The sequence below is a fragment of the Mesorhizobium sp. EU05-FHT14A09 genome, from assembly GCF_058790995.1.
On the sequence record NZ_JBYTDF010000001.1, the window covers coordinates 1,116,748 to 1,143,197 of the forward strand.

Below are 26,450 nucleotides of genomic sequence, written 5' to 3' on the forward strand. Positions count from 1 at the left end.
CAAACTTGTCCATGCAAGATTGAAATCACTCCAGTTTTTGTCGTTGTCCCGCTTGGGCAACGACATCCAGTCAAAAGCTTCAGGGGGAGCATGGGGGCTCGACCGGCCGTCCGAGGGAAACCTCGGACGGCTTTTTCTTTTGTTTCCTGGACTTTGATTCGTTCCCGTCGCTGCCGTTTGTGTAATGCGCCACCTTGGCTTACATGCTCGCTCGACGAGATCAGGCCAAACACCGGGAATGATGTAATGAACGAGGCAAGAGAAACGGAGACATCGGCGGACGGCGAGGTTTCGTCGCGCGAGCCGATCTTCAATCTTCCGGCTATCGTCCTGGCGATCATCGTGATCTGCGCAGCGGTACATCTGCTGCGCCTCTACGTCCTGACGCCGCAGCAGGACATTGAACTCCTTATTCGGGCGGCATTCATCCCGGTTCGGTATTCTGGTCAATACGACATTGATTTCTATGCTTTTTCCAGCCCGCTTACCTACACTTTCCTGCATGGCGGCTGGGCGCATCTGATCGTGAACATGATCTGGCTTGCGGCCTTCGGCTCGCCGCTTGCGAACCGCATCGGCATCGTGCGCTTCGCACTCTTCTTCGCAGTCACGGGGATTGCCGCGGCATTCTTCTTTTTCGCCATTCATCCGCAAACGCAGGCGCCGCTGATCGGCGCGTCGGGCTCGATCTCCGGGATGATGGGCGCGGCCGCCCGTTTCGCCTTTCATGTCGACCGCTCCGCCGGCAAAGGCGCGTTCGCGGGGCGGCTGCTGCCATTCCGGGAGGTCTTTCGCTCGCGGGCCACGCTGAGTTTCCTGGCTGTATGGATGATCATCAACATCGTCACCGGCGTCGTCGGTTTTGTCCCAGGCGAAGACAGCCAGATAGCGTGGGAGGCTCATATCGGCGGCTTCCTCGCTGGTTTCCTCGGCTTGCGTTTCTTCGACCGCAGGCAGGCCTATGGTCGTTGATCGGAATACTTGAAATGCGGCTCGTCACGGCGCACCATATCCCTGCTTGACGTCAATATCCGTCCGCCCGAGGCTGACGGATAGTTGCAGAGGAGGACGCCATGACTGTTAAGGCAATTCTTGAAGCGAAGGGCCATGCTGTGGTCACGCTTGGCCCCAACGCCACGCTGGCCGAGGCCGTCGGGTTGCTCGCCGATCGGCGCATCGGTGCGCTGGTCATCACCAACGGAGATCGCAAGATCGTTGGTATTCTCTCGGAACGTGACGTGGTGCGCGTGATCGCCAAGGAGGGGGCCGCCGCGCTCGACCTTCAGGTGCGTGCCGTCATGACGCCAAAGGTCAAGATCTGCAACGCCAGCCACACGGTCAACGAGGTCATGGAAATCATGACCAACGGCCGCTTCCGCCACTTGCCAGTGGAAAAGGACGGTTTGCTCGACGGTATCATCTCGATCGGTGACGTGGTCAAACGCCGTATCGAGACGGTCGAACGCGAGGCAGAGCAGATCAAAGCCTACATCGCTACGGCTTGAGCCACGCGACGGATTCTAAGCCTCCCGGCGCCGTTTGTGAAACGGCGCCGGGAGGCGTTTTTTGTGTGCAACTCAGCGGTTGTCGAGTTGTGGTCGCACCAGCTTCAACCCTTCGCGTGTGATGCGGTAGGGGCCACCATTGCTCGAAGCGACCGCCTTCTTGCGCTTCAGTTTCTTGAAGAGCGGAACATCGAAGCCTGGGTAACGCCAACCCTCGCGGGTGAGGCAATGTACGGATTCGATCTTCAGGTTGTCGCCTTTTTCGATTTCAATGCGTCCGCCCTGCGCGAGCAGGTGCAGGATGCGCTGTTCCAAGCGCGAAATGTTCATTGTGTAATCCCGGGAAAACCTGGCCGGAACGGCCAAAGCAAAAAACCGCAGCCACGCGAACGCGGCACGGGGTTTCAGGTTTTCACGCCCCGCCTTCAGGAGAAGGTCGGGGCCCTAGCGGGACTCAGACGAAGTAAACATCCACACTCCATGGGATGAGCGCCATATGGGCGAAACCCTCACGGAATGCCAGTCTGGGCATCCAGCCGGATCAGCTGCGACGGTCCAGACGTGCGACCAGCCGGTCGCCCAGCCACTGTATGCCGCACACGAGTACGATCAGCACTGCCACCACGGCAATCATCACGGTGGTCTCGAAGCGCTGGTAGCCGTAGCGGATGGCGAGGTCGCCAAGTCCACCGGCACCAATCGCGCCAGCCATTGCGGATGCGCCGACCAGCGTCACCAGTGTCACGGTGAAGCCGGCAACGATGCCAGGAAGGGCTTCGGGGACCAACACCTCGCGGATGATCGTCCAGCGATTGCCACCCATCGCGCGCGCCGCCTCGATGAGACCGCGATCGACTTCGCGCAGCGAAACCTCGGCAATGCGCGCGTAGTAGGGCGTTGCAGCGATCGATAGCGGCACGATTGCCGCCCATGTGCCGATCGAGGTGCCAACGATCAACCTCGTCACCGGGATCAGCGCCACCAGCAGGATGATGAACGGTACCGAACGGAAGCCATTGATGATGGCGGCGAGGATGCGGTTTACCCAGAGGTTCTCCGCGATGCCGCCGCGCTCGGTCGCGATCAGCGCCAGTCCCAGCGGCAAGCCGGCAATCAGCGAGATCAAGCCGGACGCCGCCGTCATCAGAATGGTCTCCCAAAGCGACCGCAGCAGGAGTTGGAGCATGATGTCAGACATAACCGAGCACCTTGGTCCGAGCGTTCCGGGCGGTCAGGAAATCAAGCGTTTTGGCGACCTGGCCGTCCTTGGTGGCGATGCCGAGGAAAAGGCTGCCGACCGGCTCGCCCTGGACATGGTCGACGCCGCCGTGGATGAGGCGGAAACGGCCTGGAACGGCGGCTGCCAATTCCGAAAGCAGCGGACGCCTTGCGGCATCGCCAGCGACGTCCACCCGAAGGATCGCCTCCTTGCCCGGAACGGATGAGAGATTCTCGGCGATCTCGGCCGGCAATTGCGGACGGATACCGCCAAGCAGGCTCTGCGTGATTTCGGATTGTGGATCCGCGAACACCGACCAGACCGGACCTTCTTCGACGATGCGGCCGGCGTCGATCACTGCGACGCGGTCGGCAATGGACCGGATCACTTCCATTTCGTGGGTGATGAGCAGGATGGTCAGGCCGAACCGCTGGTTGATGTCCTTGAGCAGCGCCAGGATCGATCGTGTCGTCTCCGGATCGAGTGCGGAAGTGGCTTCATCCGACAACAGCAGCGCCGGTTCGGCAGCAAGCGCACGGGCAATGCCGACACGTTGCTTCTGTCCGCCCGACAGCGAGGATGGATAGGCTTTCGCCTTGGAGGAAAGCCCAACCAACTCGAGCAGTTCGGCCGCGCGGGCCCGGCGCTCGGCTTTGGGCCGGCCTTCGATCTTGAGCGGGAGGGCAACATTGTCCTCGACGGTCTTGGCCGACAGCAGGTTGAAATGCTGGAAGATCATGCCAATGCGCCGCCGCAACGGCTGCAGTTCGCTTTCACCGAGCCGGCTGATTTCACGGCCTTCGATATAGACTTGGCCGGAATCCGGGCGTTCCAGCCCGTTCAGGCAGCGGATCAAGGTCGATTTGCCCGCACCGCTGCGGCCGATGATGCCAAGGATCTCGCCCTTGCGTACCGTCAGCGATACGCCTTCCAGTGCTGGCGTCTCGCCGAAATGGCGCTTCAGGTCGACAAGGCGCACGATCTCTTCGCCCGAGGCGGGGGCAGGGCTGATTGGCCGGTTGGTGACATCGTCGTCGATTGCGTCGGCCAAATGCGGGATCTCCGCCAAGACGTGCTGGTTCACAAAATGTCCTTTCCGCGCGACCTCCTGCGGCTGCGCATCGAACGGCTCCAAACCAAGCAGCCCGCTGGCCGAAAGGCCGCGAGCTGCTCGCCGTTCAAGATAGGGTTGCATCGGCCTCAGTAGGCGCTGATGCCGGTGCCCTTGTAGACGCGGTCGAATTCGGCTTTCACCGTCGGGTTCTGATAGGCCGCGACCAATGCTTTGACCCAAGGTTCCTTCTCGCTGCCCTGCTTGACGGCGATGAAGTTGCGGTACGGATTGTCGGCAACCGGCTCCTGGGCGATGCGGTTTTCGGGAGTGAGCCCGCTCTTCAGCGCCCAATCGGTGTTGACGACGGCCGCGTCGAGGTCTTCAACCGAACGGCCAACGATGCCCGCGTCGAGTTCCTTGATCTCGATGCCGCTTGGATTCTCGGCAATGTCGGCGGTGGTGGCGAGAATGCCTGTACCGTCCTTCAGCTTGATCAGCTTCTCGTTCTGAAGCACGCGCAGCGCGCGGCCTTCATTGGACGGATCGTTCGGCACGCCGACTACCGCGCCCTTCTGAAGGTCGGCCACCTTGGTGTGCTTCTTCGAATAGAGGCCGATCGGCCAGACGCCGGTGTAGCCGACCGGAACGATGTGGTAGCCCTGAGTCTTGACCTGGTTGTCGAGATAAGGCTGGTGCTGGAAGGCATTGGCGTCGATCTCGCCGCGCTCCAGCGCCTCGTTGGGCTGCGTGTAGTCATTGAAGACCACGGTCTCGATGGTCAGGCCCGACTTGGCCGCCTCGGCGGTAACGACGCGCCAGACATCCTCGTCCTCGCCGGAAATGATGCCGACCTTCAATGTCTTCTTGTCTTCTGCATAGGTGGAAGACGGCGCGGCAAGGCTGACGAGCGCGACGGCGGAAGCCAGCAATGCAGCCAATCCGGCACGGCGGGTAATCGGGCTCTTAAGGGCGGTGGTCATAATAGTCCTCGGTCAAAAATAGCCTTGGGAGGCGAAAGGGTTGGCAGCGCGGAATGCGAAACCTGCCCTTATCGTCCACAAAGCCGGCTTTATGTTCAAAGGACCGCTTTCCCTGAGCCGTCGCGACAACAGGAATTTTGTCTTAAAGATTCCGCATTGCCGAGCAGAACAAACCTCGCCTTCGCAGTTGCGAGATGGCGACGCGCAAAGTTTTTCCTGCATGTGGTGGTGCGCGGTGGTGTTTTCCGTGGCTTGCCTCGCGCTGCCGGTTGCGCTAGCCCAAATCAACGATTTCACGCTTCCTGAATGCAGGCCTCCATGACCCTCGTCGACACCCGCACACCCGATCCCAAGCGATTGATTCCCGGCGCTACCGGCGACTGGGAAGTCATCATCGGCATGGAAGTCCATGCGCAGGTAACCTCGGAGGCCAAGCTGTTCTCCGGTGCGTCGACTGCCTTCGGCGCAGCGCCCAATGCCAATGTCTCGTTTGTCGATGCGGCGATGCCCGGCATGCTGCCGGTGATCAACGAGGAATGTGTGCGCCAGGCCATCCGCACCGGGCTCGGCCTGAAGGCGCAGATCAACCACAAGTCGGTTTTCGACCGGAAGAACTATTTTTATCCGGATCTGCCGCAAGGCTACCAGATTTCGCAGTTCAAGCAGCCGATCGTCGGCGAGGGCACGGTCATCGTCTCCGTCGGTCCCGACAAGAAGGGCGAATTCGAGGACATCGAGGTCGGCATCGAGCGCCTGCACCTGGAGCAGGACGCCGGCAAGTCGATGCACGACCAGCATCCGACGATGTCTTATGTCGATCTCAACCGCTCTGGCGTGGCGCTGATGGAGATCGTGTCGAAGCCTGACATTCGCTCATCCGACGAAGCCAAGGCCTACATCACCAAGCTGCGCACCATCGTCCGCTATCTCGGCACCTGCGACGGCAACATGGACGAAGGCTCGCTGCGTGCCGACGTCAACGTTTCGGTGCGGCGGCCGGGTGAAGGCTTCGGCACGCGCTGCGAGATCAAGAACATGAACTCGATCCGCTTCATCGGCCAAGCCATCGAATATGAAGCGCGCCGGCAGATCGCCATCCTCGAAGATGGCGGCTCGATCGATCAGGAGACCCGCCTGTACGATCCTGTGAAGGGCGAAACGCGCTCCATGCGTTCCAAGGAAGAAGCGCATGATTATCGCTACTTCCCCGATCCGGATCTTTTGCCGCTGGAGTTCGACCAGGCCTATGTCGACGAACTGGCCAGGCATCTGCCGGAACTGCCGGACGACAAGAAGACGCGACTGGTCGAAAAGCTCGGCCTGTCCGCCTACGACGCCTCGATCCTGGTTTCGGAAAAGGCCATCGCCGATTATTTCGAGCAGGTGACGACGGGCCGCGACGGCAAGACCGTGGCGAACTGGGTCATCAACGACCTGCTCGGCGCCTTGAACAAGTCCGGCAAAGCCATTGAGGAGACTCCGGTTTCGCCGGCCCAGCTTGGCGCCATCGTCGACCTGATCAAGGAAGGCACTATCTCCGGCAAGATCGCGAAGGACCTCTTCGAGATCGTCTGGAACGAGGGCGGCGATCCCAAGCAACTCGTCGAGTCACGCGGGATGAAGCAGGTCACCGACACCGGCGCCATCGAAAAGGCGGTGGACGAGGTGATCGCAGCCAACCCGGACAAGGTCGAGCAGGCCAAGGCCAAGCCGTCGATGGCCGGCTGGTTTGTCGGACAGGTCATGAAGTCGACCGGAGGCAAGGCCAATCCGCAGGCGGTGAACGACCTCGTCAAGGCCAAGCTGGGCATCACGGAATAACGGCCATGTTCGTACGCACGGCGAGCGAGCGCGACCTCGATGCGATCAAGGCGCTGCTCGCCGAGACATGGCATGCCACCTATGACGCGATCTACGGTGTGGAGCGGGTGAACGAGATCACCGGGACGTGGCACGCGCCAGCCGCGCTCAAAGCGCGGCTGACCCAGCCGAGCTCCGAGTTTCTGGTTGCCGACGACGGCGAGACCATTGCCGGCGTGGCCTTCGCTGCGGCGACCGATGATCCGAAGGTGGTCATGCTGCGCCAGCTTTATGTGCTGCCGGCGTTCCAGCACAAAGGCATCGGCAGCATGCTGCTGGAAGAGATCGAAGACAGCTTTCCGGATGCCAGCACGTTGCGGCTGGAAGTGGAGGGGGCGAACGTGCCGGCAATCCGCTTCTACAAGGCCAATGGTTTCACCGAGATCGGCCAGAACAGCGATTGCGGCGTTTCAGGTTCCGGTATTCCGGCGCTGGTGTTTGAGAAACGGTTGGGCTGACGGCACCGTCCTGAGCGCGCCGGCTATCGAACCGCCTGCTGCAACCGCAGGAAGTCCAAGATTGCAGCATTGGCGCGGTGCCTGGCTTCTTCGCGGCTAGGTGGTTCCGTGAGGCGAAGCAGCAGTTTCATCATCAGGTCACCCCACAACAACGCCAGGAAACGCTCCGTCATTTGAGCGGTATCTCCACCTAATAGGCCGCGCGACTGCGCGCGTTCCAGGATCGTTGCCAACTCCTTCCGTGCCGCCGCCCGGCCGATCGAATCCAGCGCCCGCGCAATCTCCGGTGCCCGTTCGGCTTCCGCGATGGCAAGGCGAAAAACGCCGAGAACAACCGGATCGCTGACTTCGCACAGCAGCCTTTCACCGAATGCTGACAGCACATCGGCAAGACCGTCGCGGTCAGATGGCTCCGGCACTTCGGCCGTTGGCCGCATGCGACCCGTGCGCTCGCTGATGCAGGCAACCAGCATTTCATGCTTGTTGCCGATCAGGGCATAGAGCTCCCGCTTGGAGACTTTGGCGCGGGTTGCTATCTCGAGCATGCTGGTCTGGGCGTAGCCATATGCGCCGAAGGCAGCGAAAGCCGCATCGAGGATGCGAGCCCGGGCTGGCTTCTGGTCCGGGTCTTCCGGAGAAACATCGGGCGCTGTCGTCATATGTCTTCCTTGACATTGGTACCGATGGGTACCATCATAGCTGGAAATGGTTGTCGCATTCCATCAATCACGCTGATCGGGCAGCCCGACGGGAGATGTTTATGTCGCCGGCGATTATTTTCACAGTCCAGCTCGTTCTCGGCTATGTGCCGTGGCTCTTGGTGTTCGGCACCTATGTACTGCCCAGAGTGAAGTCCACGGATCATTTCGAGGTGCAGCGCGCCATCGCCATGCTGCACAGCTTTCGCTTCTTCGGGCTGGTCTTCATTGTACCCGGTGTTGTCGGTCCGGGATTGCCTGCCGGTTTCGCCCCATTCGCGGCCTATGTTGATTTCATCACGGGCCTGCTCGCCATGATGGCCCTGCTGACGGTTCGGGTGCGACCGCTGTTCTGGTTGTTCGTCATCGCCTTCAACATCGTCGGAGCGGCCGACCTGTTCGTCGACTACTACCATGGCGTCCGCTATGGGCTTCCCGAACGCGCGGGCGAGTTGGCCGCGGCCTACTGGATCCCGATCCTCTACGTGCCAATTCTGATGATTACGCACATCCTGGCATTCTACCTGCTGGCGCGACCTCGATCTCGAGCGCTGTCGGCCGTTGCCGGTGGAGTAACCTCCTGAATCAGTTGCGTGCGACCTCGACATTGTCGATCAGCCTCGTCGCGCCGAGGCGAGCAGCAACCAGGATGCGGCCATCGCGGTCGCGTCGCCATGCGGCGAGCGTATCGCTCTCACGCGCTTCGACATAATCGACGCTGCCAAAACCGACGGCGAGGATTTGCCGGCGGGCGTCATCCAGCGTTGCCTGCACATCGCTGCCGGACTGCAGCTCCTGCGCGGCGCGGCGCAGGATCTTGTTGAGTTGTCGTGCCTGCGCGAGTTCGGCCGGCGACAGATATGCATTGCGCGAGGACATGGCGAGGCCCTCGGCGTCGCGTATCGTGGGGGCGCCGATGATCTCGACGGGGATGTCCAGATCGCGGCACAGCTTTTTCACCACGCAGAGCTGCTGATAATCCTTCTCGCCGAAAACCGCACAGTCGGGCAAAGCCTGCAGGAGGAGCTTGGCAACCACTGTCGCGACGCCCTGGAAGAATGTTGGCCGGAAATCGGTCTCCAGCCCGGCCGAGGGACCACCGATGACCACCTTGGCGTCGAAGCCATGCGGGTACATGTCAGCCGCCGTCGGCGTAAACGCAAGCTGCACACCTGACTCGGCCAGCCGGTCGAGGTCGGCGGCGAGTTGGCGCGGATATTTGTCGAGGTCTTCGGTCGGTGCGAATTGCGTCGGATTGACGAAGATCGACACCACGCAACGATCGGCGCGTTCGAGCGCGATGCGGGTCAGCGAGACGTGGCCGTCATGCAGGGCGCCCATGGTTGGCACCATGGCAACGCTCAGGCCCTGCCGGCGCCACTCGCGCACGGCCGCGCGCAGATCGGAAACAGTTTCAATGACTTGCGGGCGTTTCATGATTCTCTCGTGCCCTTCGGCTGGAAGACATGTTCGCGACCTGGGAACGTGCGCGCCCGCACGTCGCCGGCATAGCGGGTGGCTGCTTCCGCCACCGTGTCGCGCAGGCTGGCATATTCCTTGACGAATTTCGGCACGCGGTCGACGGTCAGGCCGATTGCGTCGTCGATCACCAGGATCTGGCCGTCGCAGGCCACGCTCGCGCCGATACCGATTGTGGGGATCGTCGCCCGGCGGGTTATCTCGGCCGCGACCGGTTCCATAGTTCCCTCGATGACCATCGAAAAGGCGCCGGCGCGCTCGACGGCTTCGGCGTCGGCGAGAAGGGCAGTGACCGCGGCATCGGTACCGCCCTTGATCTTGTAGCCGCCGTCCTTTTCGACCGATTGCGGCTGCAATCCGATGTGGCCCATGACGGGAATGCCGGCATCGACGATAGCCGCGATCTGTGCTGCTACATCGACACCGCCCTCCAGCTTCACGGCGTCGCAGCCGGTTTCGTCGATCAGGCGACGTGCGGAGGCGAGGGCGATGGCAGGGGAGCCCTCGTAGCTGCCGGCAGGCATGTCGAGCACCACGCAGGCGCGGTGTGCACCGCGCATCACTGCCTGCCCGTGCAGGATCATCATATCCATCGTCGCACCGAGCGTGGTCTTGTGGCCATGCAGGACCATGGCAACGCTGTCGCCGACCAGCAGGAGATCGACATGCGGGTCAAGCAGGCGGGCAATGGGATAGGTATAAGCCGTCAGGCAGACGATCGGCTTGCCGCCCTTGCGGGCCGACAGCTCAGCGGGCGTGATGCGGCGGGCAGCCGCAGGCGCATCAGAAGCCATCTTTTCCTCCCTCGACGGACAGGCCGAACCTGTCCGGGCGCCCGGTTGACCGAACGCCTAAGGGATACGGAGCGGCTAATTATTTTGCAAGTGCGAGATGATTTTGAGCACTTGCGAAAGGTGCGCTCTCTTTTCCCCATTTCCGGACGAAGAGAGCGGGAACTGAACGTCATCGCGACGATCTAAACCCTTGCCTTCCGACGGACAGAGCGCCATAAGCAGGCAACGGCAAACGCCCGCGAGGACCAGCATGGCAGGCTTTCTGACGCAGTTTTTCACCTGGTGGAACGGCCAGACGCTGGGCACGCGTTTCCATACCTGGCGCCATGGCAAGAAGGTCGGCCAGGACGAATTCGGCAACGTCTATTACGAAGGCGGCATCAATTCCGATGGGCAAACCCGTCGTTGGGTGATCTATGCCGGCAAGTCTGAGGCTTCAGCCATTCCTCCGGGCTGGCATGGCTGGATCCATCACCGCGTCGATGTCGCGCCGGTCAACGAGACCTACAAGCCGCGCGAGTGGCAGAAGCCGCATGAGCCTAACCTGACCGGCAGCGCCGCGGCGTACCGCCCCAAGGGGTCGATCCTGGGCAGCCAGCACCGTCCGCAGGTCACCGGCGATTATGACGCCTGGACGCCGGGCTCCTGAGACGACACGGTTCGGGTTCTCGCCACATTTGCCGTTTAGCTGGTTCGCTTCGCCGGAACGCTCTACCTTTGGGCGTTGAGAATCACCTGCCCAAAGACGGGTCGTCCGTATGAGATCTTTCAGCCGCCTTTCGACCGGCGCCTTGGCTACGATGCTGGCGGTTGCTTACCCGCTGCATGCGAATTCGCAGCAGATGCCCTGGGATCCGCCGGCCGGCGAAACGCCGGCCCAGATACCGTTCGAGGTTCAGCCGGACGCCAATCAGGGCCAGCCCATCCAGGAGCAACCGACCCAGGAACCCGCCCCGCAGCAGCCCGCCCAAAATGACCAATCCGGCCAGAAGCAGCCTGCTCAGAACAAGCCCGCTCCCGAGGTGAAGGTCGAGCGTGTCGCCAATCCGGTCGCCGAGTTTTCCGGAATCGACAAGATCACCGGCCGTATCATCAATTTCGATGTCTATATCGACGAGACGGTGCAGTTCGGTGCCCTGCAGGTGACACCGCGCGTGTGCTACTCGCGCCCCGGCGCCGAAGCGCCGAAGACGGACTCCTTCGTCGAGGTCGACGAGATCACGCTCGATCGCAAGATTCGCCGCATCTTCACCGGCTGGATGTTTGCCGAAAGCCCCGGCATCAACGCCGTCGAACACGCCGTCTACGACGTGTGGCTGAAGGGATGCAAACAGAAGTCCGATGTGCCGGCGCCTGTCGCGGCCAAGCCGTCGTCGGGCGGCGCGCCCGCCAAGATCAACAGCAAACAGCCTACCAACTAGAGCATTTCCGGCGAAACAGGATCGCCTTCAATGCTCCATCCCTTTGTTTTTGCGTAATTCCGAACGCAAAACCGCTGCGCGCTTTTGCTGGAATTGCTCTAGCCGTCTGAAATCCCAATCGCTTCTGGGCTGAACAGAGCTTCCCCTTTCAGGGCGGCCGCCAGCATTTTCTCATAACGGCCGCGCGGGACGTCGACCGCGCCGAACCGTTTCAGATGTTCGGTCGTGAACTGGGTATCGAGCAAAGCAAAGCCGCGCTCCCTCAGTCGATCGACGAGATGCGCAAGGCACACCTTGGAGGCATCGGTCTCTCGCGAAAACATGCTTTCGCCAAAGAAGACACGACCGAGCGATACACCGTAGAGGCCGCCCACCAGACGACCTTCCCGCCACGCCTCGACCGAGTGGCAGTGGCTCAGCCTGGCCAATTGCAGATAGGCTTCGCGGATCGGCGCGTTGATCCAGGTCGACTGGCGCTCCTGTCGCTGTTCGGCGCAGCCGTCTATCGTTGCCGCGATGTCATGGTCGAAGCGGATGTCGAAGGAAGCCCTGCGGATCGTCTTGGCGAGACTCTTCGGGATATGGAAGCCGTCGAGAGGGATGATACCGCGCTTCTCCGGCCGCACCCAGAACACTTCCGGATCATCGGCACTCTCGGCCATCGGGAAGACCCCCGAGGCATAAGCCTTGAGCAGAAGGTCGGTCGGAATGCGATAGCCGGGCGCGAAAGGGCGAGTCATCTCAACGCTATGCTAGAGCGTTTCCGTTTTTCACGGAAATGCGGAAAAGCTCTAAGGTTTTGTTTTCGTCGCATTTTTGTAACGCCAAGTGATTCCACTTGGCTACAAAATGCTCTGAGCATGATCCGAAAAAACTGCAGACTTTCACATAGAGATCATACGACAAAACAAGGAGATAGGGCCGGCTCGATTGCATTCGCCCTATGGGTGCGCCCCCTTGGCAAAGCTTCGGGGACGCTCAATCCTTTACTCCGTCTTGGCCAGATATTTTTCCAGCCAGTGGATATCGTAGTCGCCATTGGCGATGTCGGGGTTGCCGACGAGATCGCGGAACAGCGGCAGCGTCGTCTTGATGCCGTCGACGACGAATTCGTCGAGCGCACGGCGCAGGCGCATCATGCATTCCACGCGGTTGCGGCCGTGCACGATGAGCTTGCCGATCAGGCTGTCGTAGTAGGGCGGAATCCGGTAGCCGGAATAGACGCCGGAATCGACGCGGATGCCGAGCCCACCAGGGGTGTGGAAATGCGTGATGGTTCCCGGCGATGGCGTGAAGGTACGCGGGTCCTCGGCATTGATGCGGCATTCAATGGCATGGCCGTTGAATTTGATATCTTCCTGTCGCACCGAAAGTCCGCCGCCCGAGGCGACGCGAATCTGTTCATGCACGAGGTCGATGCCGGTGATGGCTTCGGTCACCGGATGTTCCACCTGCAGACGCGTGTTCATCTCGATGAAGTAGAATTCACCGTTCTCGTAGAGGAACTCGATCGTGCCGGCACCCGAATAGCCGAGGTCAGCGACCGCGTTGGCGCAGATACCGCCGATGCGGGCACGCTCTTCCTCGTTGAGGGCAGGGGAATTCGCTTCTTCCCACACCTTCTGGTGGCGGCGCTGCAGCGAACAGTCACGCTCGCCGAAATGCACGCCTCTGCCGGCACCGTCGCCGAACACCTGCAGTTCGATGTGGCGCGGCTTTTCCAGATATTTCTCGATATAGACGGCGTCGTCGCCAAAGGCTGCGCCAGCTTCCGAACGTGCCGTTGCAAGCGCCACTTCGAGGTCAGCCTCGGTCCGCGCCACTTTCATGCCGCGGCCGCCGCCGCCTGCGGATGCCTTGATGATGACCGGATAGCCGATCTCTGCGGCGACGCGCTTGGCTTCCTTTTCCTCGGTGACCGCACCGTCCGACCCCGGAACGACCGGAATGCCGAGGCGCTTTGCTGTGCGCTTGGCCTCGATCTTGTCGCCCATGATGCGGATATGGTCGCCCGAGGGACCGATGAAGGTGATGTTGTGGGCGGCAAGGATGTCGGCAAACTTGGCGTTCTCCGACAGGAAGCCGTAGCCTGGATGCACGGCATCGGCGCCGGTGATCTCGCAGGCGGCCACGATCTGATGGATGTTGAGATAGCTGTCGCGCGAAGGCGGCGGGCCAATGCAGACGCTTTCGTCCGCGAGGCGAACATGCATGGCGTCGGCGTCGGCGGTGGAGTGCACCACGACAGTCTTGATGCCGAGTTCCTTGCAAGCGCGCAGCACCCGAAGGGCGATTTCGCCACGATTGGCGATGAGGATCTTCTGGAACATTCCGTCCGTCCCCGTGCCTTACTCGATCACGACGAGCGGCATTCCGTATTCGACCGGCTGCGCGTCCTCGACCAGGATCGCCGTCACCGTACCGGCGCGCGGTGAAGGAATCTGGTTCATCGTCTTCATGGCCTCGATAATCAGCAGCGTCTGGCCTTCCTTCACCTTCTGGCCGATTTCAACGAACTGCTTGGCGTCGGGCGAGGGAGAAAGATAGGCGGTGCCGACCATCGGCGAGGGCACGGCATTCTTTGCGGCTTCGGCCGCGCTCGGTGCGGCGGGAGCAGTCGCTGCCAGCGGAGCGGCGGCCTGGGCGAAGACCGGAGCAGGTGCCGCGACTGCGTGCACGGTCGGCGCATGACGCGACACGCGCAGTTTCAGATCGCCAAGCTCAACTTCGATTTCGGTGAGGTTGGTGTCGTTCAGGATGCCCGCTAGATCGCGGATCAGCTGCTGGTCAACACCGGTTTTTTTCGTCGTCATGTCCGACCCTTCTTGTTGTCCGCCCATTTCAGATGCGGGCGGCGAGCGCTTGCAGCGCCAGCGTGTAGCCAAGCGGCCCGAAGCCGCAGATCATGCCCACGGCGTGCGGTGCGATCCGGGATACATGCCGGAATGGCTCGCGTGCGTGGATGTTGGAAAGATGCACTTCCACCACCGGCAGCGGGAAAACCCCCCGGATGGCGTCGTGGATGGCGATCGAGGTATGGGTGTAGGCGCCGGCGTTGATGACAACCCCTGCCGCGGCCTCGCCCGCTTCCTGGATCCAGTCGACCAGATGGCCCTCATGATTGGACTGGCGGAAATCGATGGTCAGCCCCAATTGCTCGCCCGCCTTCACACAATCACCGGCGATGTCGTCCAGCGTCTGGTCGCCATAGATCGACGGCTCGCGTTTGCCGAGCATATTGAGGTTGGGACCGTTAAGGACGAAAACCGTTTTCAAAAATGGCTACCTTTATCCTCGCGCTGAACATTGCCGGCGCGCCGGACCTCTATAATGGGCATAACCGGCCGCGAAAAGAGCGCAAGTGTGATCTTGGCCTGTCCACAACGCCGGTTTGACCGGACTTGACGCGGTCAAGTCCGGTCCTTTGGTTCCGCGAAGCTCAAAGCGTCGGCTTGGCGGCCTTGATCTTTTCAGTCAGAACATCTGCACCGAGCGCACCAAACACCACCTCATTGCCGATGACATAGGAGGGCGTGCCGGTGATGGCGAGCTTGTTGGCAAGGTCGTAGGTCTTGGCGAAACGTTCCATGATCGCCGGATCTTTCATCGCCTCGCGCAACTTTGCCTCGTCGGCGCCGAGCTCCAGCGCGATCTTGATGGCGGTCTCTTCTGTGGCGCGGGTCTGGCCGCCGAGCAGTTCGAGATGGAATTCGCCTGCCTTCTCCGGCATCAGCTTCTGGAACGCCTGCGAGACGACATGCGCCTTCTGCGAGTCCGGTCCGAGGATCGGGAACTCCTTCAGCACGAAGCGCAGGTCGGGGTTGGCCTTGGTGAGATCTGCCATGTCGGCCATGGCGCGTTTGCAGAAGCCGCAATTGTAGTCGTAGAACTCGACGATCGTGATCTTGCCCTTGGGGTTGCCGACGACGGTGTCATAGGAGGCGTTGAAGATCTCGTCCTTGTTTTCCTTGATGACACCGCCCGCCGCGAGCTTCTGCTCCTCCTTCTGCTTGGTCTCCAGCGCATCCTGGACTTCAAGCAGGATCTCCGGGTTCTTCAGAAGGTAGTTGCGCACGATCTCCTCGACCTGGGCGCGATCGAGCTTGGTGTCGGCAGATGCTGGACGGGTGTCGCTGGCCGTGAAACCGAAGGTGAAGGCGGCAAGGGCAATGGCCGCTCCGGCGGTGCTGAGCAGATAGGCCTTGTTCATGGTCGTCTTCCTTTTGCCTTTCGAGGGCTGCGCAGAAGGTGTCCTGCCACGCGTGCCGTCTTAGTTCGATTTTTTGGTAGGCGCCTTGGCGCCGATGATGTCCTGAGCACGCACCCAGGCCGGCTCGCCGGGCTTCAAAAGCTTCTGCGCCCGCATCGCGAAGATTTTGGCGTCCTTGGTAGCGCCTTGATAGAAATACCCCTCGGCGGTCGCGAGCTCAGCCTTGCCGACATCACCGAGTTCGCCATAGGCCTGTGCCAGAAAGCGGTAGCCGCCGGCGTTCTCGCGGTCTCGCTCGAGGCCGCTGGAGAGCTGCGCAACAGCCTGCTTCCGCGATTCCGGCGTGCCCTGGGCAAGCAAAGCCTGGCCATAGGAGACGGACAAGAGACCGGATTTCGCAGGATCGAGGCTGACGGCCTTGGCGTAAGCAGATGCCGCTTCCTTCGGTTTGTTGACCTTCATCAGGATGTCGCCGCGCAATTCCTGCAGGTATGGGTTCTTGGGCTGGGACTTGATCATCGCGTCGGTCCTGGCCAGCGCCGAACTCGGATTGCCGTTGAGGTAGTTCGAGATTGCTTCGCCATATTGCACCGCAACCGGATCGGGATTCTTGCGCAGCAGCCGTGATGTGGCCGCCTGGCCTTGCGTGAAGGCGGCGATCTTGACGCGCATCATATTGTGGCGCTGCTGCAGGGCGGGCGGGTCCTTGGCGTCGAGATAAGGGCTCTTGCTGACCAGGTCCTGCAGGTTGGAAATACGCTCTTGCGGCATCGGGTGGCTGACGCGGTAGGGGTCGACGCGCGCGCCGGAAAGGGACAGCGCGCTCTGGAAGCGCTGGAAGGTCTTCAGCATGCCGGCGCCGGACTGGCCGGTGGCGTTGAGGTAGGTGATGGCTGAGCGGTCGGCCGTCATTTCCTCGCCGCGCTGGTAGGCGAGCAATGAGCGCTGTGCCAGTTCCGTGCCGCCGGTGGCAAGCCCCATGCCTGCACCAGCCAGACCTTTGCTGTCGGTGGCGGCACCCGCCACCAGAGCGCCGGCACCCAGCAGGCCGGCGACGATTGCCATAGTCTTGGCGCGCTCGAGCTGTTCGCGCAGTCTTTGCTGGTGCCCACCGGCAATGTGCCCGGTTTCGTGCGCCAGCACGCCGATCACCTCATTCGGTGTCTCGGCCTGCATCAATGTACCCGTGTTGATGAAGACACGACGACCTGCGACGAAAGCGTTGAAGCTTGGATCATTGACCAGCACGATCTGGATGCCGGCGTTGGAGAGACCTGCCGCCTTGAAGATCGGCCTGGCGTACTCGCGCACCAGTGCTTCGATCTCGGCATCGCGCACGACCGGCACGTTCTGGGCGAAGGCGTTGACGGTGCCGGAGACGGCGATCACCGTGCCTAGAGCGAGTGTCGCCAGGGCGCGCGCGGTCCTTGCGATCGTCTGTCCGGGGCGTGAAAGGCTCAACATGATGCGTACACTGGTAGACGAGGCGGTTGACGATGAAAAGCCGGCGCGCGAAAACTTGCTGAACTTGTGATCCCTATCAATCGGGCATTTGTGCGGCGCGATCCGGCGGCCGGACGCGGATGGCGGGGTATTGCCAACAGGAGTGTTGCCCAAGAATGGTTGTTTCATTGTCACGGCGCGGAGACGTCGAGCCGTTCCATGCCATGGATGTGCTGGCTGGCGCCAACAAACTGAAGGCGCAAGGCGTTCCGGTTATCTCCATGGCTGTCGGCCAGCCCTCCGATCCGGCTCCCGGCATTGTGCGCGAAGCTGCCGCCGCCGCGTTGAAGACCGGGCGCATCGGCTACACCGACGCGCTTGGCCTTGTCGATCTGCGTCGTGCCATAGCCGCTCACTATCGCGATCACTACCGGATCGAGGTCGCGCCGGAGCGCATTGCTGTCACGACAGGGTCTTCTGCGGCCTTCAATCTGGCGTTTCTGGCCATGTTCGACGCGGGCGATCGCGTTGCCATCGCCGCACCTGGTTATCCGGCCTACCGCAACATCATGGCGGCTCTCGGCATCGAGGTGGTCGAGATCGAGCTGGAAGGCAGCGCCTATCTGCACGCCGAGCATCTGGCGAGTGCTCACGCCGAAAAACCGCTGAAAGGGGTCTTGTTTGCCAGCCCAGCCAACCCGACCGGCGCGGTCATCCCTGAGGAGGCATTGAAGGCATTGGTCGAAACGGCCAACCGGCTGGGTATCGCGGTGATCTCCGACGAAATCTACCATCGACTGGCCTATTTGGCGCCCGACACAACGGCGCTGGCCTTTGGCCCGGATGTCACGGTGATCAATTCCTTCTCCAAATATTATTGCATGACTGGCTGGCGCATCGGCTGGATGGTGCTCCCGGAAAAACTGGTGCGGCCGGTCGAGCGTATCGCGCAGAGTCTCTACATCTCTGCGCCTGAACTCTCGCAAGTCGCAGCCATGGAAGCCTTCAAGGCGACCGAGGAACTGGAAGCGGTGAAGGCGCGTTACGCCTGGAACCGTGAATTGCTGATGAAGCGTCTGCCGGAATTGGGCTTTTCGCTCGCAGCTCCCATGGACGGTGCCTTTTATGCCTTTTGCGATGTCTCGCGCCTTACCAACGACAGCATGGCGTTCGCAGGCAAGATGCTGGCCGAAGCGCATGTCGCCGCCACACCCGGTCGCGATTTCGATCCTCGGCAAGGGCACCGCTTCATGCGGTTCTCCTATGCCGGCAGCCATGACGAGATGGTGGAGGCGGTTGCTCGACTGGAGCACTGGCTGAAGTAGGCAAGGGGTGGCCAGGCACGGATCACGATTTCGCGACTGCTGGGAACCGGCAGGCTCAGATTGCGTTTTATCGTCAGGCAACATCTCATGGAGGCACCGATGCGCGCCATGAACCTTGTCACCCTCGTCCTGATCATCATTGGCGGCCTGAACTGGCTGGTGATGGGCGTTGCGGGTTACGATGTCCTCGGAATACTTTTCGGAGGCGCCGGCACCCCGCTTGCCCGGCTGGTTTCTGTCATCATCGGCCTTTCGGCCGTGTGGCAGTTCATGCCGTTCGTGCAGGCGTTCAGCGAAGGTGAGGTTTCGGCGGAACGTCATATCCGCCACCACTAGAACCGGAACTGCATAAAAACAAAGAGTTAGGGCGCTTCCGCGACGGCACGCAAAGCGAAGTGCTCCAGGCTCTCAAGATGAAAGAAGCGGCGGCATCTGATGCCGCCGCTTCTTTCATTCGAAACTGTCGTCAGGCGCTTTGTGCGCTATGACGGCATTGTCGGCTCAGAAGAAGCCCTTGCGCTGCCACCAGCCGGCGCGCTTCGGCTTTTCTTCGGCAACTTCCTCAGCTCCCGCTGTGGCCGTGGAAGAAACGACCGGTGCTGCCGGTGTCTCTGCGCTTGCGACCTTGCGGCGCGACGCGCGTGGCTTCTTCTCGGCAGGTGTTTCCTTCGCCTCGGCCGGAGCGACTTCGATGACGATGTCGGCTGGCGCCTCCGTTGCCACCTCTGCCGCAGCAGCCTCGGCTGCGGCAGCTTCCGCCTTCTTCGACTTTGCGGTGCGGCGGGGCTTCTTCGGCTTCTCTGCGGGAGATTCCTCCACGGTCGCGGGGGCTTCGGGCTCGACCGCAGGCACTTCGGCGACTGCCTCGGCAACGACTGTTTCGCTGTCCGCCGCAGCCAATTCGACTGCTTCGTCGGCAGCATCGCCGTCTTCCTTGCGGCTGCGCTTGCCGCCGCGCTTGCCGCGCCGGCGCTTCTTGGCCGGTTCGTCATCGCTCTCGTCGGCTGCAACGGTTTCGACCTCAGCAGACGCCTCGACTACAACCGCATCGGCATCGCTGTCTTCGCCGCCGTCTTCTTCGTCGGATGCGGAATCTTCGCCGTTGCCTGCTTCAGAGGCCGCCTCGTCACGATCGCGGCCGCCACGACGGCGCCTGCGCCGACGCCGCTTGCGGTCGCGCTGGCTATCGCCCTCGCGTGCCTGCTGCTGCTCCTGGCGAGGCTTTTCTTCTTCGGCCTCGTCCTCATCCTCGACGATGATTTCGTCTTCCGGCTCTTCAGGTTCGACCGGGATCGGCTGCTGCTTCGCCTCGACGAAACCTTCCGGCTTTTCGGCGATTGCACCGCGCACGATCGCGTAGTGCTGCGAGCCGACTGTCTCATCGGCTTCGATGGTGATCGTCAGACCGAACCGGGTTTCCAGTTCGACCAGCGTCGAGCGCTTGTGGTTGAGCACGTAGAGCGCGGTCGCTGCCGGGGTGCGCACGGTGATGTGGCTGCGCGAATCCTTGAGCAGGAACTCTTCGATGGCGCGCACGACAAGCAGCGCGACGGAGGAATCGGAGCGAACGTGGCCGGTGCCGCCGCAATGCGGGCAAGGCTTCATGGTCGATTCCAGCACGCTGGCGCGGATGCGCTGGCGGCTCATCTCCATCAGGCCGAAATGCGAGATGCGGCCGACCTGGATGCGGGCGCGATCGTTCTTAAGGCAATCCTTCAGCTTCTTCTCGACCGCCCGGTTGTTCCGGTTCTCCTCCATGTCGATGAAATCGATGACGATCAGGCCGGCGAGGTCGCGCAGCCGCAGCTGGCGGGCCACTTCTTCAGCCGCTTCCAGATTGGTCTGCAGTGCGGTGTCTTCAATCGAGTGCTCACGCGTCGAGCGGCCCGAGTTGACGTCGATCGAAACCAGCGCCTCGGTCTGGTTGATAATCAGATAGCCGCCGCTCTTCAGCGTCACCTGTGGCTGCAGCATCTTGTCGAGCTGTGCCTCGATGCCGTTGCGCGCGAAGATCGGCGAGGTGTCGCGGTAAGGCTGGACCATCTTGGCATGGCTGGGCATCAGCATGCGCATGAAGTCCTTGGCTTCGCGATAGCCATCCTCGCCGGCGACCAGGATCTCGTCGATCTCCTTGTTGTAGAGATCGCGCACCGAACGCTTGATCAGCGACCCTTCTTCATAAACCAGTGCGGGAGCCGTGGAGTTGAGTGTCAGGTTGCGGACGTTCTCCCACAAACGCATCAGATATTCGTAGTCGCGCTTGATCTCGGCCTTGGTGCGGCTTTCGCCAGCAGTGCGCAGGATCACACCCATGCCCTGCGGCACCTCGAGGTCAGCGACCACTTCCTTGAGACGCTTGCGATCCTGGGCGTTGGTGATCTTGCGCGAGATGCCGCCGCCTCGGGCCGTGTTCGGCATCAGGACGGAGTAACGGCCAGCCAGAGACAGATACGTGGTCAGAGCGGCACCCTTGTTGCCGCGCTCTTCCTTGACGACCTGAACCAGCAGGATCTGCCGACGCTTGATGACTTCCTGGATCTTGTATTGCTTGCGCACCGGCCGGCGACGATCGCGGATTTCCTCCAGCGCATCCTCGGCGCCTACCGACTCGACCTCATGCTCGTCGGAAAGGGAGGAGGGGACTTCTTCCAGCGTGCCACGATCGGCATCCGCTGGAGGTGCAGCCTCGTCGTGATGGCTGGTTTCGGAAGCCTGAGGTTCTTCTTCACGGCTCTCCAGTGTGACTTCGACCTCTTCCGAGATCACATCGACTTCGACATCGGCCGCGATCGAACCGCCCTTGGCGTTTTCGTCGGCCTCGCCATCGTCGTGCGCGTCAGCGGCTTCAACAGCCTCGCCGTTTTCGTCGGCCGCTGCGGCCTCGTCGCTTGCTTCGCCGTTTTCGTCGGCTGCTGCGTCGCGCTTGCGCTCACCGCGGTCGCGGTTGCGTCCACGACGGCGTCCACGCCGCCCGCGGTTGCGTTCCTGGCGTTCTTCGCCGTTCTCGCCGTTTTCGTCCTCGTCCTCGTCCTCATGCTCCTGGGCCTCGGCACGCAGCAGCGCCTGACGGTCGGCGACCGGGATCTGATAGTAGTCGGGATGGATTTCGCTGAAAGCAAGGAAGCCATGGCGGTTACCGCCATATTCTACAAACGCAGCCTGTAGCGACGGCTCAACCCGGGTGACGCGGGCGAGGTAGATGTTTCCCTTGAGCTGTTTCTTGTCTTGCGATTCGAAGTCGAATTCTTCGATGCGGTTACCGCGTACGACGACTACGCGTGTTTCCTCCGGGTGGGAGGCGTCGATTAGCATCTTGTTGGGCATAATTGTGTTTCCTCCCGGCAGCCGCCAGCCTCGGCCGACGGGGCAATGCCCGCAGCCATGATGCTGTTTGTGCGTGAGTGCCGGATATTTGTGCGTCCGCAGTGGGCCGCTTCAGGGTGATGGCGGTGCCGCCCGCAGCCATGTTGGCGCGGTTGAATGCGGACCTTTCCAATATAGTGCCTGAAACCGTCAAAACCGAACGGACCTTTTTGAACCAAAGCCCGGAAACCCGGACCAGCTTGTTTTGCTCCTGTCGAGCCGGCGCGGTGCAACCCTTGCCGTTTTCCTGCCGCAGACACTTCCCCCGCCTCGGGCAAGCGACTGCGAAAATCGTCGCGATCACCTGCATTCCCGCCACTTTGGCGAAGACCTACCTCTCACCTGGACCCAGCAGAAAAGCTGAGGGGAAAGGCGGTCCCTGGATTGCAGTGACCCACCATCGCTTTTATGATTTGACGCGTAGGAAGGCAACCCCGATTTCCATGCCGGCAAAGGGCCGCTCCGTCAGCGAAATCGCCCTTGAAAAGGCTTGGTTAACCTTCTCTGGATACCAATCGTTAATCGAGTTTATCGCTTAAGCGCGTCTTCGATCGAACAACCGGGCCGTTTCGGTGAAACGGCAACGACTGGAACTGAGATGGGGCTGAAAGCAATCACGAACAAGAGGCTCGGCGGCTGGATCGGCGTGTTGTGTTGCGCCCTGTTCGTCGTGGTGGCGAGCCTGATCCTGCCGGCGATCGCACGCGCCGAAGAGGTTCCGCTGGCGGCAACCGGCTACAAGATGGCGGGCGATGCCACCAAGATGCGCATCGTTGTCGATTTCGATCGCGAACCCAATCCTCGCTGGTTCCTGCTGCGTGGTCCGCACCGGCTGGTTATCGACGTGCCGAATTCCAAGCTGGCTTTCAGCGCCAAGGATCTCAAGGCACGAGGGTTGATCAAGAGTGTGCGTTACGGCCAGATCGAGGCAGGTGCATCCCGGCTGATCCTGATCAGCAAGGGGCCGTTCCACGTCGACAAGCTGGATGTGCTCAAGAATGAGGATGGTTCAGGTTATCGCATGGCCGTCGATATCTCGGCGGTGTCGGATCGCGAGTTCGACGCGGCCCTCGCGGACCAGGCCGTTACGACGGCTTCCACCGTTTCTCCGGACAAGCGCGAGCGCCTGGCCAAACCCGTTCCCGCCCTCGCCTCCACCAAATTCATCATTGTCATCGACCCTGGTCATGGTGGCGTCGACGGTGGCGCAGAGGGCTTGAACGGCACGATCGAAAAGAATGTCACCCTGGCCTTTGCCAAGGAACTGCGTGACAAGCTCTCCGCGGAAGGCAAATACGACATCTCGCTCACCCGTGACGACGATACCTTCCTGCGCCTGGATGACCGTGTTCGCATCGCCCGTCAGCGCGGCGCCAATCTGTTCATTTCGATCCACGCGGACACCATCCGACTGAAGGGGATTCGCGGAGCCACGGTCTACACGGTCTCCGACAAGGCCTCCGATCCGGAAGCGCAGGCTCTGGCGGATCGCGAAAACCTGTCCGACCAGTTCGCTGGCATGGAGATCAAGGAAGACAGCCAGGAAGTGACCGACATCCTGATCGATCTGATCCGTCGGGAGACCCATTCCTTTTCGATGAGCTTTGCCCAGACACTGGTAGGGGAGCTCGGCAACAGCGTCGGGCTGATCAACAATCCGCACCGCTTCGCCGGCTTCCGCGTGCTGAAGGCGCCCGACGTGCCCTCGGTTCTGGTTGAACTGGGTTATCTGTCGAATGCCAAGGACGAGGAACAGCTCACCAATCCTGAATGGCGTGGCAAGGCTGCAGACAGCATCAGCAAGGCAGTTTCGGCTTTCGCGGCCTCGCGGGTGAACGCCGGCGGATGAGCCGGCCTGCGTCGTTGGTGGGTTTTTGTTCGCCTTTGGCAGCGTTGCGCCCCGACAACACCGGGTGTTAATATTCAAGCCGATTGGCCAGGAAATTTGCGATTGCCGCAATTTACCCACATCGCCGCGACAATGGGTGGCGAACGGCCGGGTGGTTCCCGAGCCTTGCGTGGCAGGCAGTATCGTTTATGGCGTCTCATGCAGAGGCAGGACGCAAGGATTGCCGTAGCGTATGAAGCGGCGCAGAAGCGCCCGGGAAATCGATTCCGATTCCCGGGACCATGCGCTAGGGAAATCCTGGGCCACGGACTGGAGTGGGCATGATTCGTCTTATCGGCTATTTTTTCGGCATCGGCACGATGCTGGCTCTGTTGGCCGCCGCGGTCGTTGCGATCTACGTCGGCAGTCTGGCCAAAGAGTTGCCGGACTACGAGGTCCTGGCCAAGTACGAGCCGCCGGTCACCACCCGAATTCACGCTTCCGACGGTGCGCTGATGGCCGAATATGCCCGTGAGCGTCGTCTCTATCTGCCGATTCAGGCTGTGCCCGACCGCGTCAAGGCCGCTTTCCTGTCGGCCGAAGACAAGAATTTCTATTCGCATCCCGGCATCGACATCACCGGCCTTGGCCGTGCCATCATCGTCAACGTGCAGAACTGGGGTTCGCGCCGTCCCGTCGGCGCCTCGACCATCACCCAGCAGGTAGCAAAGAACTTCCTGCTCTCCGCCGACCAGACGATGGACCGCAAGATCAAGGAAGCGATCCTGGCCTTCCGTATCGAGCAGGCTTATTCCAAGGACCGCATCCTTGAGCTCTATCTCAACGAGATCTTCTTCGGCTTGAATGCCTATGGCGTCGCCGGCGCGGCGCTTACCTATTTCGACAAGTCGGTCAACGAACTGACGGTGGCCGAGGCTGCCTATCTCGCGGCTCTGCCGCGTGGTCCGTCCAACTACCATCCCTTCCGGCACACCGAGCGCGCCATCGAGCGCCGCAACTGGGTGATCGACCAGATGGTCGAGAACGGCTACGTGAGCAAGGAAGAGGGCGCCAAGGCCAAGGCAGAGCCGCTGGGCGTCAAGCCGCGCCGCAACGGCACCTACCTGTTCGCCGGTGAATATTTCACCGAGGAAGTCCGTCGCCAGATCATCTCCCGCTACGGCGAGAATGCGCTCTATGAAGGTGGTCTTTCCGTCCGCACCACGCTCGACCCCAAGCTGCAGCTGTTCGCCCGCAAGGCGATGCAGAGCGGCTTGATGAAGTTCGACACGCTGCGCGGCTATCGTGGCCCGATCACCCACATCGACGTGTCCGGTGATTGGGGACCGGGACTGGGCGCTGTGAAGGCGCTGAGCGACGTGCCGGAATGGACGCTTGCTGTCGTGCTCGACAGCTCGAGCGAGGGCCTTTCGATCGGCCTGCAGCCAGACCGTGAAGCTTCCGGGGATCTCGTCAAGGAGCGTGTCGAGGGTACGGTGTCGCGCGAGGACATGGCCTGGGCCATGCGCTACAAGCAGGGCGACAAGACGCTGAAAGCGAAATCTCCCGCGGAAGTCCTGAAGGCCGGCGATGTCGTCTTCGTCCAGAAGAAAGGTGACGGCGGTTCCGACTATCTGCTGCGTCAGGTTCCGCAGGTCGAGGGTGGCCTGGTTGCGATGGATCCGCATACCGGCCGTGTGCTCGCCATGGTCGGCGGCTTCTCCTACGCCGCTTCGGAATTCAACCGCGCGACGCAGGCAATGCGTCAGCCTGGTTCGTCATTCAAGCCGATCGTCTATGCGGCGGCGTTGGACAATGGCTATACGCCCGCCTCCGTCATCATGGACGGCCCGATCACCATCCAGTCCGGCAACACCACCTGGACGCCGAAGAACTACGACGGCAACTCGGCAGGCCCGTCGACGCTGCGCAACGGCATCGAGCGTTCGCGCAACTTGATGACCGTTCGCCTCGCCAATGACATGGGCATGAAGCTGGTTGCTGAATATGCCGAACGCTTCGGTGTCTATGACAAGCTGGCGCCGTATCTGCCGATGGCGCTGGGTTCGGGTGAAACCACTGTTATGCGTATGGTTTCGGCCTATGCGATCATGGCCAATGGCGGCAAGTCGATCAAACCGTCGGTTATCGACCGTATCCAGGATCGTTACGGCAAGACGGTGTTCCGTCAGGATGAGCGGACCTGCGAGAACTGCAACGCCACCGAGTGGAAGAACCAGCCCGAGCCGGAACTGACAGACAATTCCGAACAGGTTCTGGATCCGATGACCGCTTACCAGATCACGTCCATGATGGAAGGCGTGATCAAACGCGGTACAGGCGCCACCGTTGCTGAACTCGGCTACCCGATGGCCGGCAAGACTGGCACCACCAATGACGAGAAGGACGCCTGGTTCATCGGCTTCACGCCGAACCTGCTGGTCGGTCTTTATCTCGGTTATGACCAGCCCAAGCCACTCGGCAAGGGCATCACTGGTGGTGGTCTCGCGGCGCCGATCTTCAAGGATATGATGCGCGAGGCGCTCGTCGGTCAGCCGAAGATCGAATTCAAGGTGCCGGAAGGCATGACGCTGATCGCCATCAACCGCAAGACCGGCATGCGTGCCAATGAGGGCGATCCCAACACCATCATGGAAGCGTTCAAGCCAGGTACCGGACCAGCCGACAGCTATTGGGTCATCGGCATGGGTTCGGACGGCTCGAACGGTCCCGGCACCGGTATCTCACCCCAGGCTTCGCAAGCGATCCAGTCGGGTGGCGGCGGCCTCTACTGACAAGACGACAGTCGCTGA

26 protein-coding genes are annotated in these 26,450 nt (G+C 61.5%); 12 read left to right on the forward strand and 14 right to left on the reverse strand.

The genetic code is table 11. The annotated features are described in order from the left end of the window. Positions 1-246 precede the first annotated feature (246 nt). Both AC3WTO_RS05185 and AC3WTO_RS05190 read left to right on the forward strand, forming a co-directional pair. On the forward strand, positions 247-972 hold the full coding sequence (locus AC3WTO_RS05185; RefSeq protein WP_492459604.1) for a rhomboid family intramembrane serine protease: 726 nt from the start codon (positions 247-249) through the stop codon (positions 970-972). 101 nt (positions 973-1,073) lie between these two features. Next, a complete protein-coding gene (locus AC3WTO_RS05190) occupies positions 1,074-1,505 on the forward strand; it encodes a CBS domain-containing protein (RefSeq protein WP_326895711.1) in 432 nt (143 codons plus the stop codon). Positions 1,506-1,577: 72 nt separating this feature from the next. Here AC3WTO_RS05190 and AC3WTO_RS05195 read toward each other — a convergent pair whose 3' ends face one another. The 4 genes from AC3WTO_RS05195 to AC3WTO_RS05210 form a co-directional block, all read right to left on the reverse strand. Continuing rightward, complete coding sequence (locus AC3WTO_RS05195) at positions 1,578-1,835, reverse strand: YjhX family toxin (RefSeq protein ID WP_492459605.1); 258 nt, start codon at positions 1,833-1,835, stop codon at positions 1,578-1,580. A gap of 211 nt (positions 1,836-2,046) precedes the next feature. Further along, on the reverse strand, positions 2,047-2,703 hold the full coding sequence (locus AC3WTO_RS05200) for a methionine ABC transporter permease (protein ID WP_492459606.1): 657 nt from the start codon (positions 2,701-2,703) through the stop codon (positions 2,047-2,049). Continuing rightward, complete coding sequence (locus AC3WTO_RS05205; protein ID WP_492460042.1) at positions 2,696-3,763, reverse strand: methionine ABC transporter ATP-binding protein; 1,068 nt, start codon at positions 3,761-3,763, stop codon at positions 2,696-2,698. The genes AC3WTO_RS05200 and AC3WTO_RS05205 overlap by 8 nt, the downstream gene beginning before the upstream one ends. Before the next feature lie 161 nt (positions 3,764-3,924). Further along, the gene (locus AC3WTO_RS05210; RefSeq protein ID WP_492459607.1) at positions 3,925-4,758 is read right to left on the reverse strand and encodes a MetQ/NlpA family lipoprotein; all 834 of its coding nucleotides are present in this window, start codon (positions 4,756-4,758) and stop codon (positions 3,925-3,927) included. Positions 4,759-5,076: 318 nt separating this feature from the next. Between AC3WTO_RS05210 and gatB the strand changes: the two genes are divergently transcribed. Both gatB and AC3WTO_RS05220 read left to right on the forward strand, forming a co-directional pair. Then, on the forward strand, positions 5,077-6,579 hold the full coding sequence (gene gatB, locus AC3WTO_RS05215) for an Asp-tRNA(Asn)/Glu-tRNA(Gln) amidotransferase subunit GatB (protein WP_492459608.1): 1,503 nt from the start codon (positions 5,077-5,079) through the stop codon (positions 6,577-6,579). A 5-nt stretch (positions 6,580-6,584) separates the two neighbouring features. After that, the gene (locus tag AC3WTO_RS05220; RefSeq protein WP_492459609.1) at positions 6,585-7,076 is read left to right on the forward strand and encodes a GNAT family N-acetyltransferase; all 492 of its coding nucleotides are present in this window, start codon (positions 6,585-6,587) and stop codon (positions 7,074-7,076) included. A gap of 23 nt (positions 7,077-7,099) precedes the next feature. On the opposite strand, the gene AC3WTO_RS05225 is transcribed toward AC3WTO_RS05220, so the two are convergent. Then, entirely contained in the window at positions 7,100-7,735 is a 636-nt protein-coding gene (locus AC3WTO_RS05225) for a TetR/AcrR family transcriptional regulator C-terminal domain-containing protein (protein ID WP_492459610.1), read from the reverse strand. A 101-nt stretch (positions 7,736-7,836) separates the two neighbouring features. Between AC3WTO_RS05225 and AC3WTO_RS05230 the strand changes: the two genes are divergently transcribed. Next, positions 7,837-8,358 (forward strand): DUF8737 domain-containing protein, encoded by a 522-nt coding sequence (locus tag AC3WTO_RS05230; protein WP_492459611.1) that lies wholly within the window; start codon positions 7,837-7,839, stop codon positions 8,356-8,358. Position 8,359: 1 nt separating this feature from the next. On the opposite strand, the gene panC is transcribed toward AC3WTO_RS05230, so the two are convergent. Together panC and panB are read right to left on the reverse strand one after the other, a co-directional pair. Beyond that, on the reverse strand, positions 8,360-9,211 hold the full coding sequence (gene panC, locus AC3WTO_RS05235) for a pantoate--beta-alanine ligase (protein WP_492459612.1): 852 nt from the start codon (positions 9,209-9,211) through the stop codon (positions 8,360-8,362). Continuing rightward, positions 9,208-10,047, reverse strand: a complete 840-nt coding sequence (panB, locus tag AC3WTO_RS05240; protein WP_492459613.1) for a 3-methyl-2-oxobutanoate hydroxymethyltransferase — start codon at positions 10,045-10,047, stop codon at positions 9,208-9,210. The genes panC and panB overlap by 4 nt, the downstream gene beginning before the upstream one ends. A 250-nt stretch (positions 10,048-10,297) precedes the next feature. On the opposite strand from panB, the gene AC3WTO_RS05245 reads away from it, so the two are divergent. Both AC3WTO_RS05245 and AC3WTO_RS05250 read left to right on the forward strand, forming a co-directional pair. After that, positions 10,298-10,696, forward strand: coding sequence for an NADH:ubiquinone oxidoreductase subunit NDUFA12 (locus AC3WTO_RS05245; protein ID WP_492459614.1), 399 nt, complete (start codon positions 10,298-10,300; stop codon positions 10,694-10,696). A gap of 109 nt (positions 10,697-10,805) precedes the next feature. Further along, the gene (locus tag AC3WTO_RS05250; RefSeq protein ID WP_492459615.1) at positions 10,806-11,468 is read left to right on the forward strand and encodes a DUF2155 domain-containing protein; all 663 of its coding nucleotides are present in this window, start codon (positions 10,806-10,808) and stop codon (positions 11,466-11,468) included. Between the two features lie 98 nt (positions 11,469-11,566). On the opposite strand, the gene aat is transcribed toward AC3WTO_RS05250, so the two are convergent. From aat to AC3WTO_RS05280, 6 genes are all read right to left on the reverse strand, one after another. Then, positions 11,567-12,208: a leucyl/phenylalanyl-tRNA--protein transferase gene (gene aat / locus AC3WTO_RS05255; RefSeq protein ID WP_492459616.1), complete on the reverse strand. Its 642-nt coding sequence runs from the start codon at positions 12,206-12,208 to the stop codon at positions 11,567-11,569. A gap of 246 nt (positions 12,209-12,454) precedes the next feature. Continuing rightward, positions 12,455-13,798 carry an acetyl-CoA carboxylase biotin carboxylase subunit gene (accC, locus tag AC3WTO_RS05260; protein WP_492459617.1) on the reverse strand — a complete coding sequence of 448 codons (1,344 nt, stop codon included), beginning with the start codon at positions 13,796-13,798 and terminating at the stop codon, positions 12,455-12,457. Positions 13,799-13,816: 18 nt separating this feature from the next. After that, a complete protein-coding gene (gene accB, locus AC3WTO_RS05265; protein WP_492459618.1) occupies positions 13,817-14,281 on the reverse strand; it encodes an acetyl-CoA carboxylase biotin carboxyl carrier protein in 465 nt (154 codons plus the stop codon). A gap of 28 nt (positions 14,282-14,309) precedes the next feature. Further along, a complete protein-coding gene (gene aroQ, locus AC3WTO_RS05270; RefSeq protein ID WP_492459619.1) occupies positions 14,310-14,744 on the reverse strand; it encodes a type II 3-dehydroquinate dehydratase in 435 nt (144 codons plus the stop codon). Between the two features lie 163 nt (positions 14,745-14,907). Then, a complete protein-coding gene (locus tag AC3WTO_RS05275; protein ID WP_492459620.1) occupies positions 14,908-15,678 on the reverse strand; it encodes a DsbA family protein in 771 nt (256 codons plus the stop codon). 60 nt (positions 15,679-15,738) lie between these two features. Then, positions 15,739-17,142, reverse strand: coding sequence for a M48 family metalloprotease (locus AC3WTO_RS05280; RefSeq protein ID WP_492459621.1), 1,404 nt, complete (start codon positions 17,140-17,142; stop codon positions 15,739-15,741). Positions 17,143-17,297: 155 nt separating this feature from the next. On the opposite strand from AC3WTO_RS05280, the gene AC3WTO_RS05285 reads away from it, so the two are divergent. Beyond that, positions 17,298-18,446: a pyridoxal phosphate-dependent aminotransferase gene (locus AC3WTO_RS05285; RefSeq protein ID WP_492459622.1), complete on the forward strand. Its 1,149-nt coding sequence runs from the start codon at positions 17,298-17,300 to the stop codon at positions 18,444-18,446. A gap of 99 nt (positions 18,447-18,545) precedes the next feature. Further along, entirely contained in the window at positions 18,546-18,782 is a 237-nt protein-coding gene (locus tag AC3WTO_RS05290; RefSeq protein ID WP_492459623.1) for a DUF378 domain-containing protein, read from the forward strand. Between the two features lie 165 nt (positions 18,783-18,947). On the opposite strand, the gene AC3WTO_RS05295 is transcribed toward AC3WTO_RS05290, so the two are convergent. Next, positions 18,948-21,770 (reverse strand): Rne/Rng family ribonuclease, encoded by a 2,823-nt coding sequence (locus tag AC3WTO_RS05295; protein ID WP_492459624.1) that lies wholly within the window; start codon positions 21,768-21,770, stop codon positions 18,948-18,950. Positions 21,771-21,871: 101 nt separating this feature from the next. Between AC3WTO_RS05295 and AC3WTO_RS05300 the strand changes: the two genes are divergently transcribed. The 3 genes from AC3WTO_RS05300 to AC3WTO_RS05310 all read left to right on the forward strand — a co-directional run bounded on the left by AC3WTO_RS05300 (position 21,872) and on the right by AC3WTO_RS05310 (position 26,432). Then, positions 21,872-22,348 carry a hypothetical protein gene (locus tag AC3WTO_RS05300; RefSeq protein ID WP_492459625.1) on the forward strand — a complete coding sequence of 159 codons (477 nt, stop codon included), beginning with the start codon at positions 21,872-21,874 and terminating at the stop codon, positions 22,346-22,348. Positions 22,349-22,407: 59 nt separating this feature from the next. After that, on the forward strand, positions 22,408-23,658 hold the full coding sequence (locus AC3WTO_RS05305; RefSeq protein ID WP_492459626.1) for an N-acetylmuramoyl-L-alanine amidase: 1,251 nt from the start codon (positions 22,408-22,410) through the stop codon (positions 23,656-23,658). Between the two features lie 320 nt (positions 23,659-23,978). Continuing rightward, a complete protein-coding gene (locus AC3WTO_RS05310; protein WP_492459627.1) occupies positions 23,979-26,432 on the forward strand; it encodes a penicillin-binding protein 1A in 2,454 nt (817 codons plus the stop codon). Positions 26,433-26,450 lie beyond the last annotated feature (18 nt).

What these genes read in the sequence shown, in the direction of transcription:
- AC3WTO_RS05185 (WP_492459604.1), top strand. Translation starts at nt 247, where the DNA reads ATGAACGAGGCAAGAGAAACGGAGACATCGGCGGACGGCGAGGTTTCG.
- AC3WTO_RS05190 (WP_326895711.1), top strand. Translation starts at nt 1,074, where the DNA reads ATGACTGTTAAGGCAATTCTTGAAGCGAAGGGCCATGCTGTGGTCACG.
- AC3WTO_RS05195 (WP_492459605.1), bottom strand. Translation starts at nt 1,835, where the DNA reads ATGAACATTTCGCGCTTGGAACAGCGCATCCTGCACCTGCTCGCGCAG.
- AC3WTO_RS05200 (WP_492459606.1), bottom strand. Translation starts at nt 2,703, where the DNA reads ATGTCTGACATCATGCTCCAACTCCTGCTGCGGTCGCTTTGGGAGACC.
- AC3WTO_RS05210 (WP_492459607.1), bottom strand. Translation starts at nt 4,758, where the DNA reads ATGACCACCGCCCTTAAGAGCCCGATTACCCGCCGTGCCGGATTGGCT.
- gatB (WP_492459608.1), top strand. Translation starts at nt 5,077, where the DNA reads ATGACCCTCGTCGACACCCGCACACCCGATCCCAAGCGATTGATTCCC.
- AC3WTO_RS05220 (WP_492459609.1), top strand. Translation starts at nt 6,585, where the DNA reads ATGTTCGTACGCACGGCGAGCGAGCGCGACCTCGATGCGATCAAGGCG.
- AC3WTO_RS05225 (WP_492459610.1), bottom strand. Translation starts at nt 7,735, where the DNA reads ATGACGACAGCGCCCGATGTTTCTCCGGAAGACCCGGACCAGAAGCCA.
- AC3WTO_RS05230 (WP_492459611.1), top strand. Translation starts at nt 7,837, where the DNA reads ATGTCGCCGGCGATTATTTTCACAGTCCAGCTCGTTCTCGGCTATGTG.
- panC (WP_492459612.1), bottom strand. Translation starts at nt 9,211, where the DNA reads ATGAAACGCCCGCAAGTCATTGAAACTGTTTCCGATCTGCGCGCGGCC.
- panB (WP_492459613.1), bottom strand. Translation starts at nt 10,047, where the DNA reads ATGGCTTCTGATGCGCCTGCGGCTGCCCGCCGCATCACGCCCGCTGAG.
- AC3WTO_RS05245 (WP_492459614.1), top strand. Translation starts at nt 10,298, where the DNA reads ATGGCAGGCTTTCTGACGCAGTTTTTCACCTGGTGGAACGGCCAGACG.
- AC3WTO_RS05250 (WP_492459615.1), top strand. Translation starts at nt 10,806, where the DNA reads ATGAGATCTTTCAGCCGCCTTTCGACCGGCGCCTTGGCTACGATGCTG.
- aat (WP_492459616.1), bottom strand. Translation starts at nt 12,208, where the DNA reads ATGACTCGCCCTTTCGCGCCCGGCTATCGCATTCCGACCGACCTTCTG.
- accC (WP_492459617.1), bottom strand. Translation starts at nt 13,798, where the DNA reads ATGTTCCAGAAGATCCTCATCGCCAATCGTGGCGAAATCGCCCTTCGG.
- accB (WP_492459618.1), bottom strand. Translation starts at nt 14,281, where the DNA reads ATGACGACGAAAAAAACCGGTGTTGACCAGCAGCTGATCCGCGATCTA.
- AC3WTO_RS05275 (WP_492459620.1), bottom strand. Translation starts at nt 15,678, where the DNA reads ATGAACAAGGCCTATCTGCTCAGCACCGCCGGAGCGGCCATTGCCCTT.
- AC3WTO_RS05280 (WP_492459621.1), bottom strand. Translation starts at nt 17,142, where the DNA reads ATGTTGAGCCTTTCACGCCCCGGACAGACGATCGCAAGGACCGCGCGC.
- AC3WTO_RS05285 (WP_492459622.1), top strand. Translation starts at nt 17,298, where the DNA reads ATGGTTGTTTCATTGTCACGGCGCGGAGACGTCGAGCCGTTCCATGCC.
- AC3WTO_RS05290 (WP_492459623.1), top strand. Translation starts at nt 18,546, where the DNA reads ATGCGCGCCATGAACCTTGTCACCCTCGTCCTGATCATCATTGGCGGC.
- AC3WTO_RS05295 (WP_492459624.1), bottom strand. Translation starts at nt 21,770, where the DNA reads ATGCCCAACAAGATGCTAATCGACGCCTCCCACCCGGAGGAAACACGC.
- AC3WTO_RS05305 (WP_492459626.1), top strand. Translation starts at nt 22,408, where the DNA reads ATGGGGCTGAAAGCAATCACGAACAAGAGGCTCGGCGGCTGGATCGGC.
- AC3WTO_RS05310 (WP_492459627.1), top strand. Translation starts at nt 23,979, where the DNA reads ATGATTCGTCTTATCGGCTATTTTTTCGGCATCGGCACGATGCTGGCT.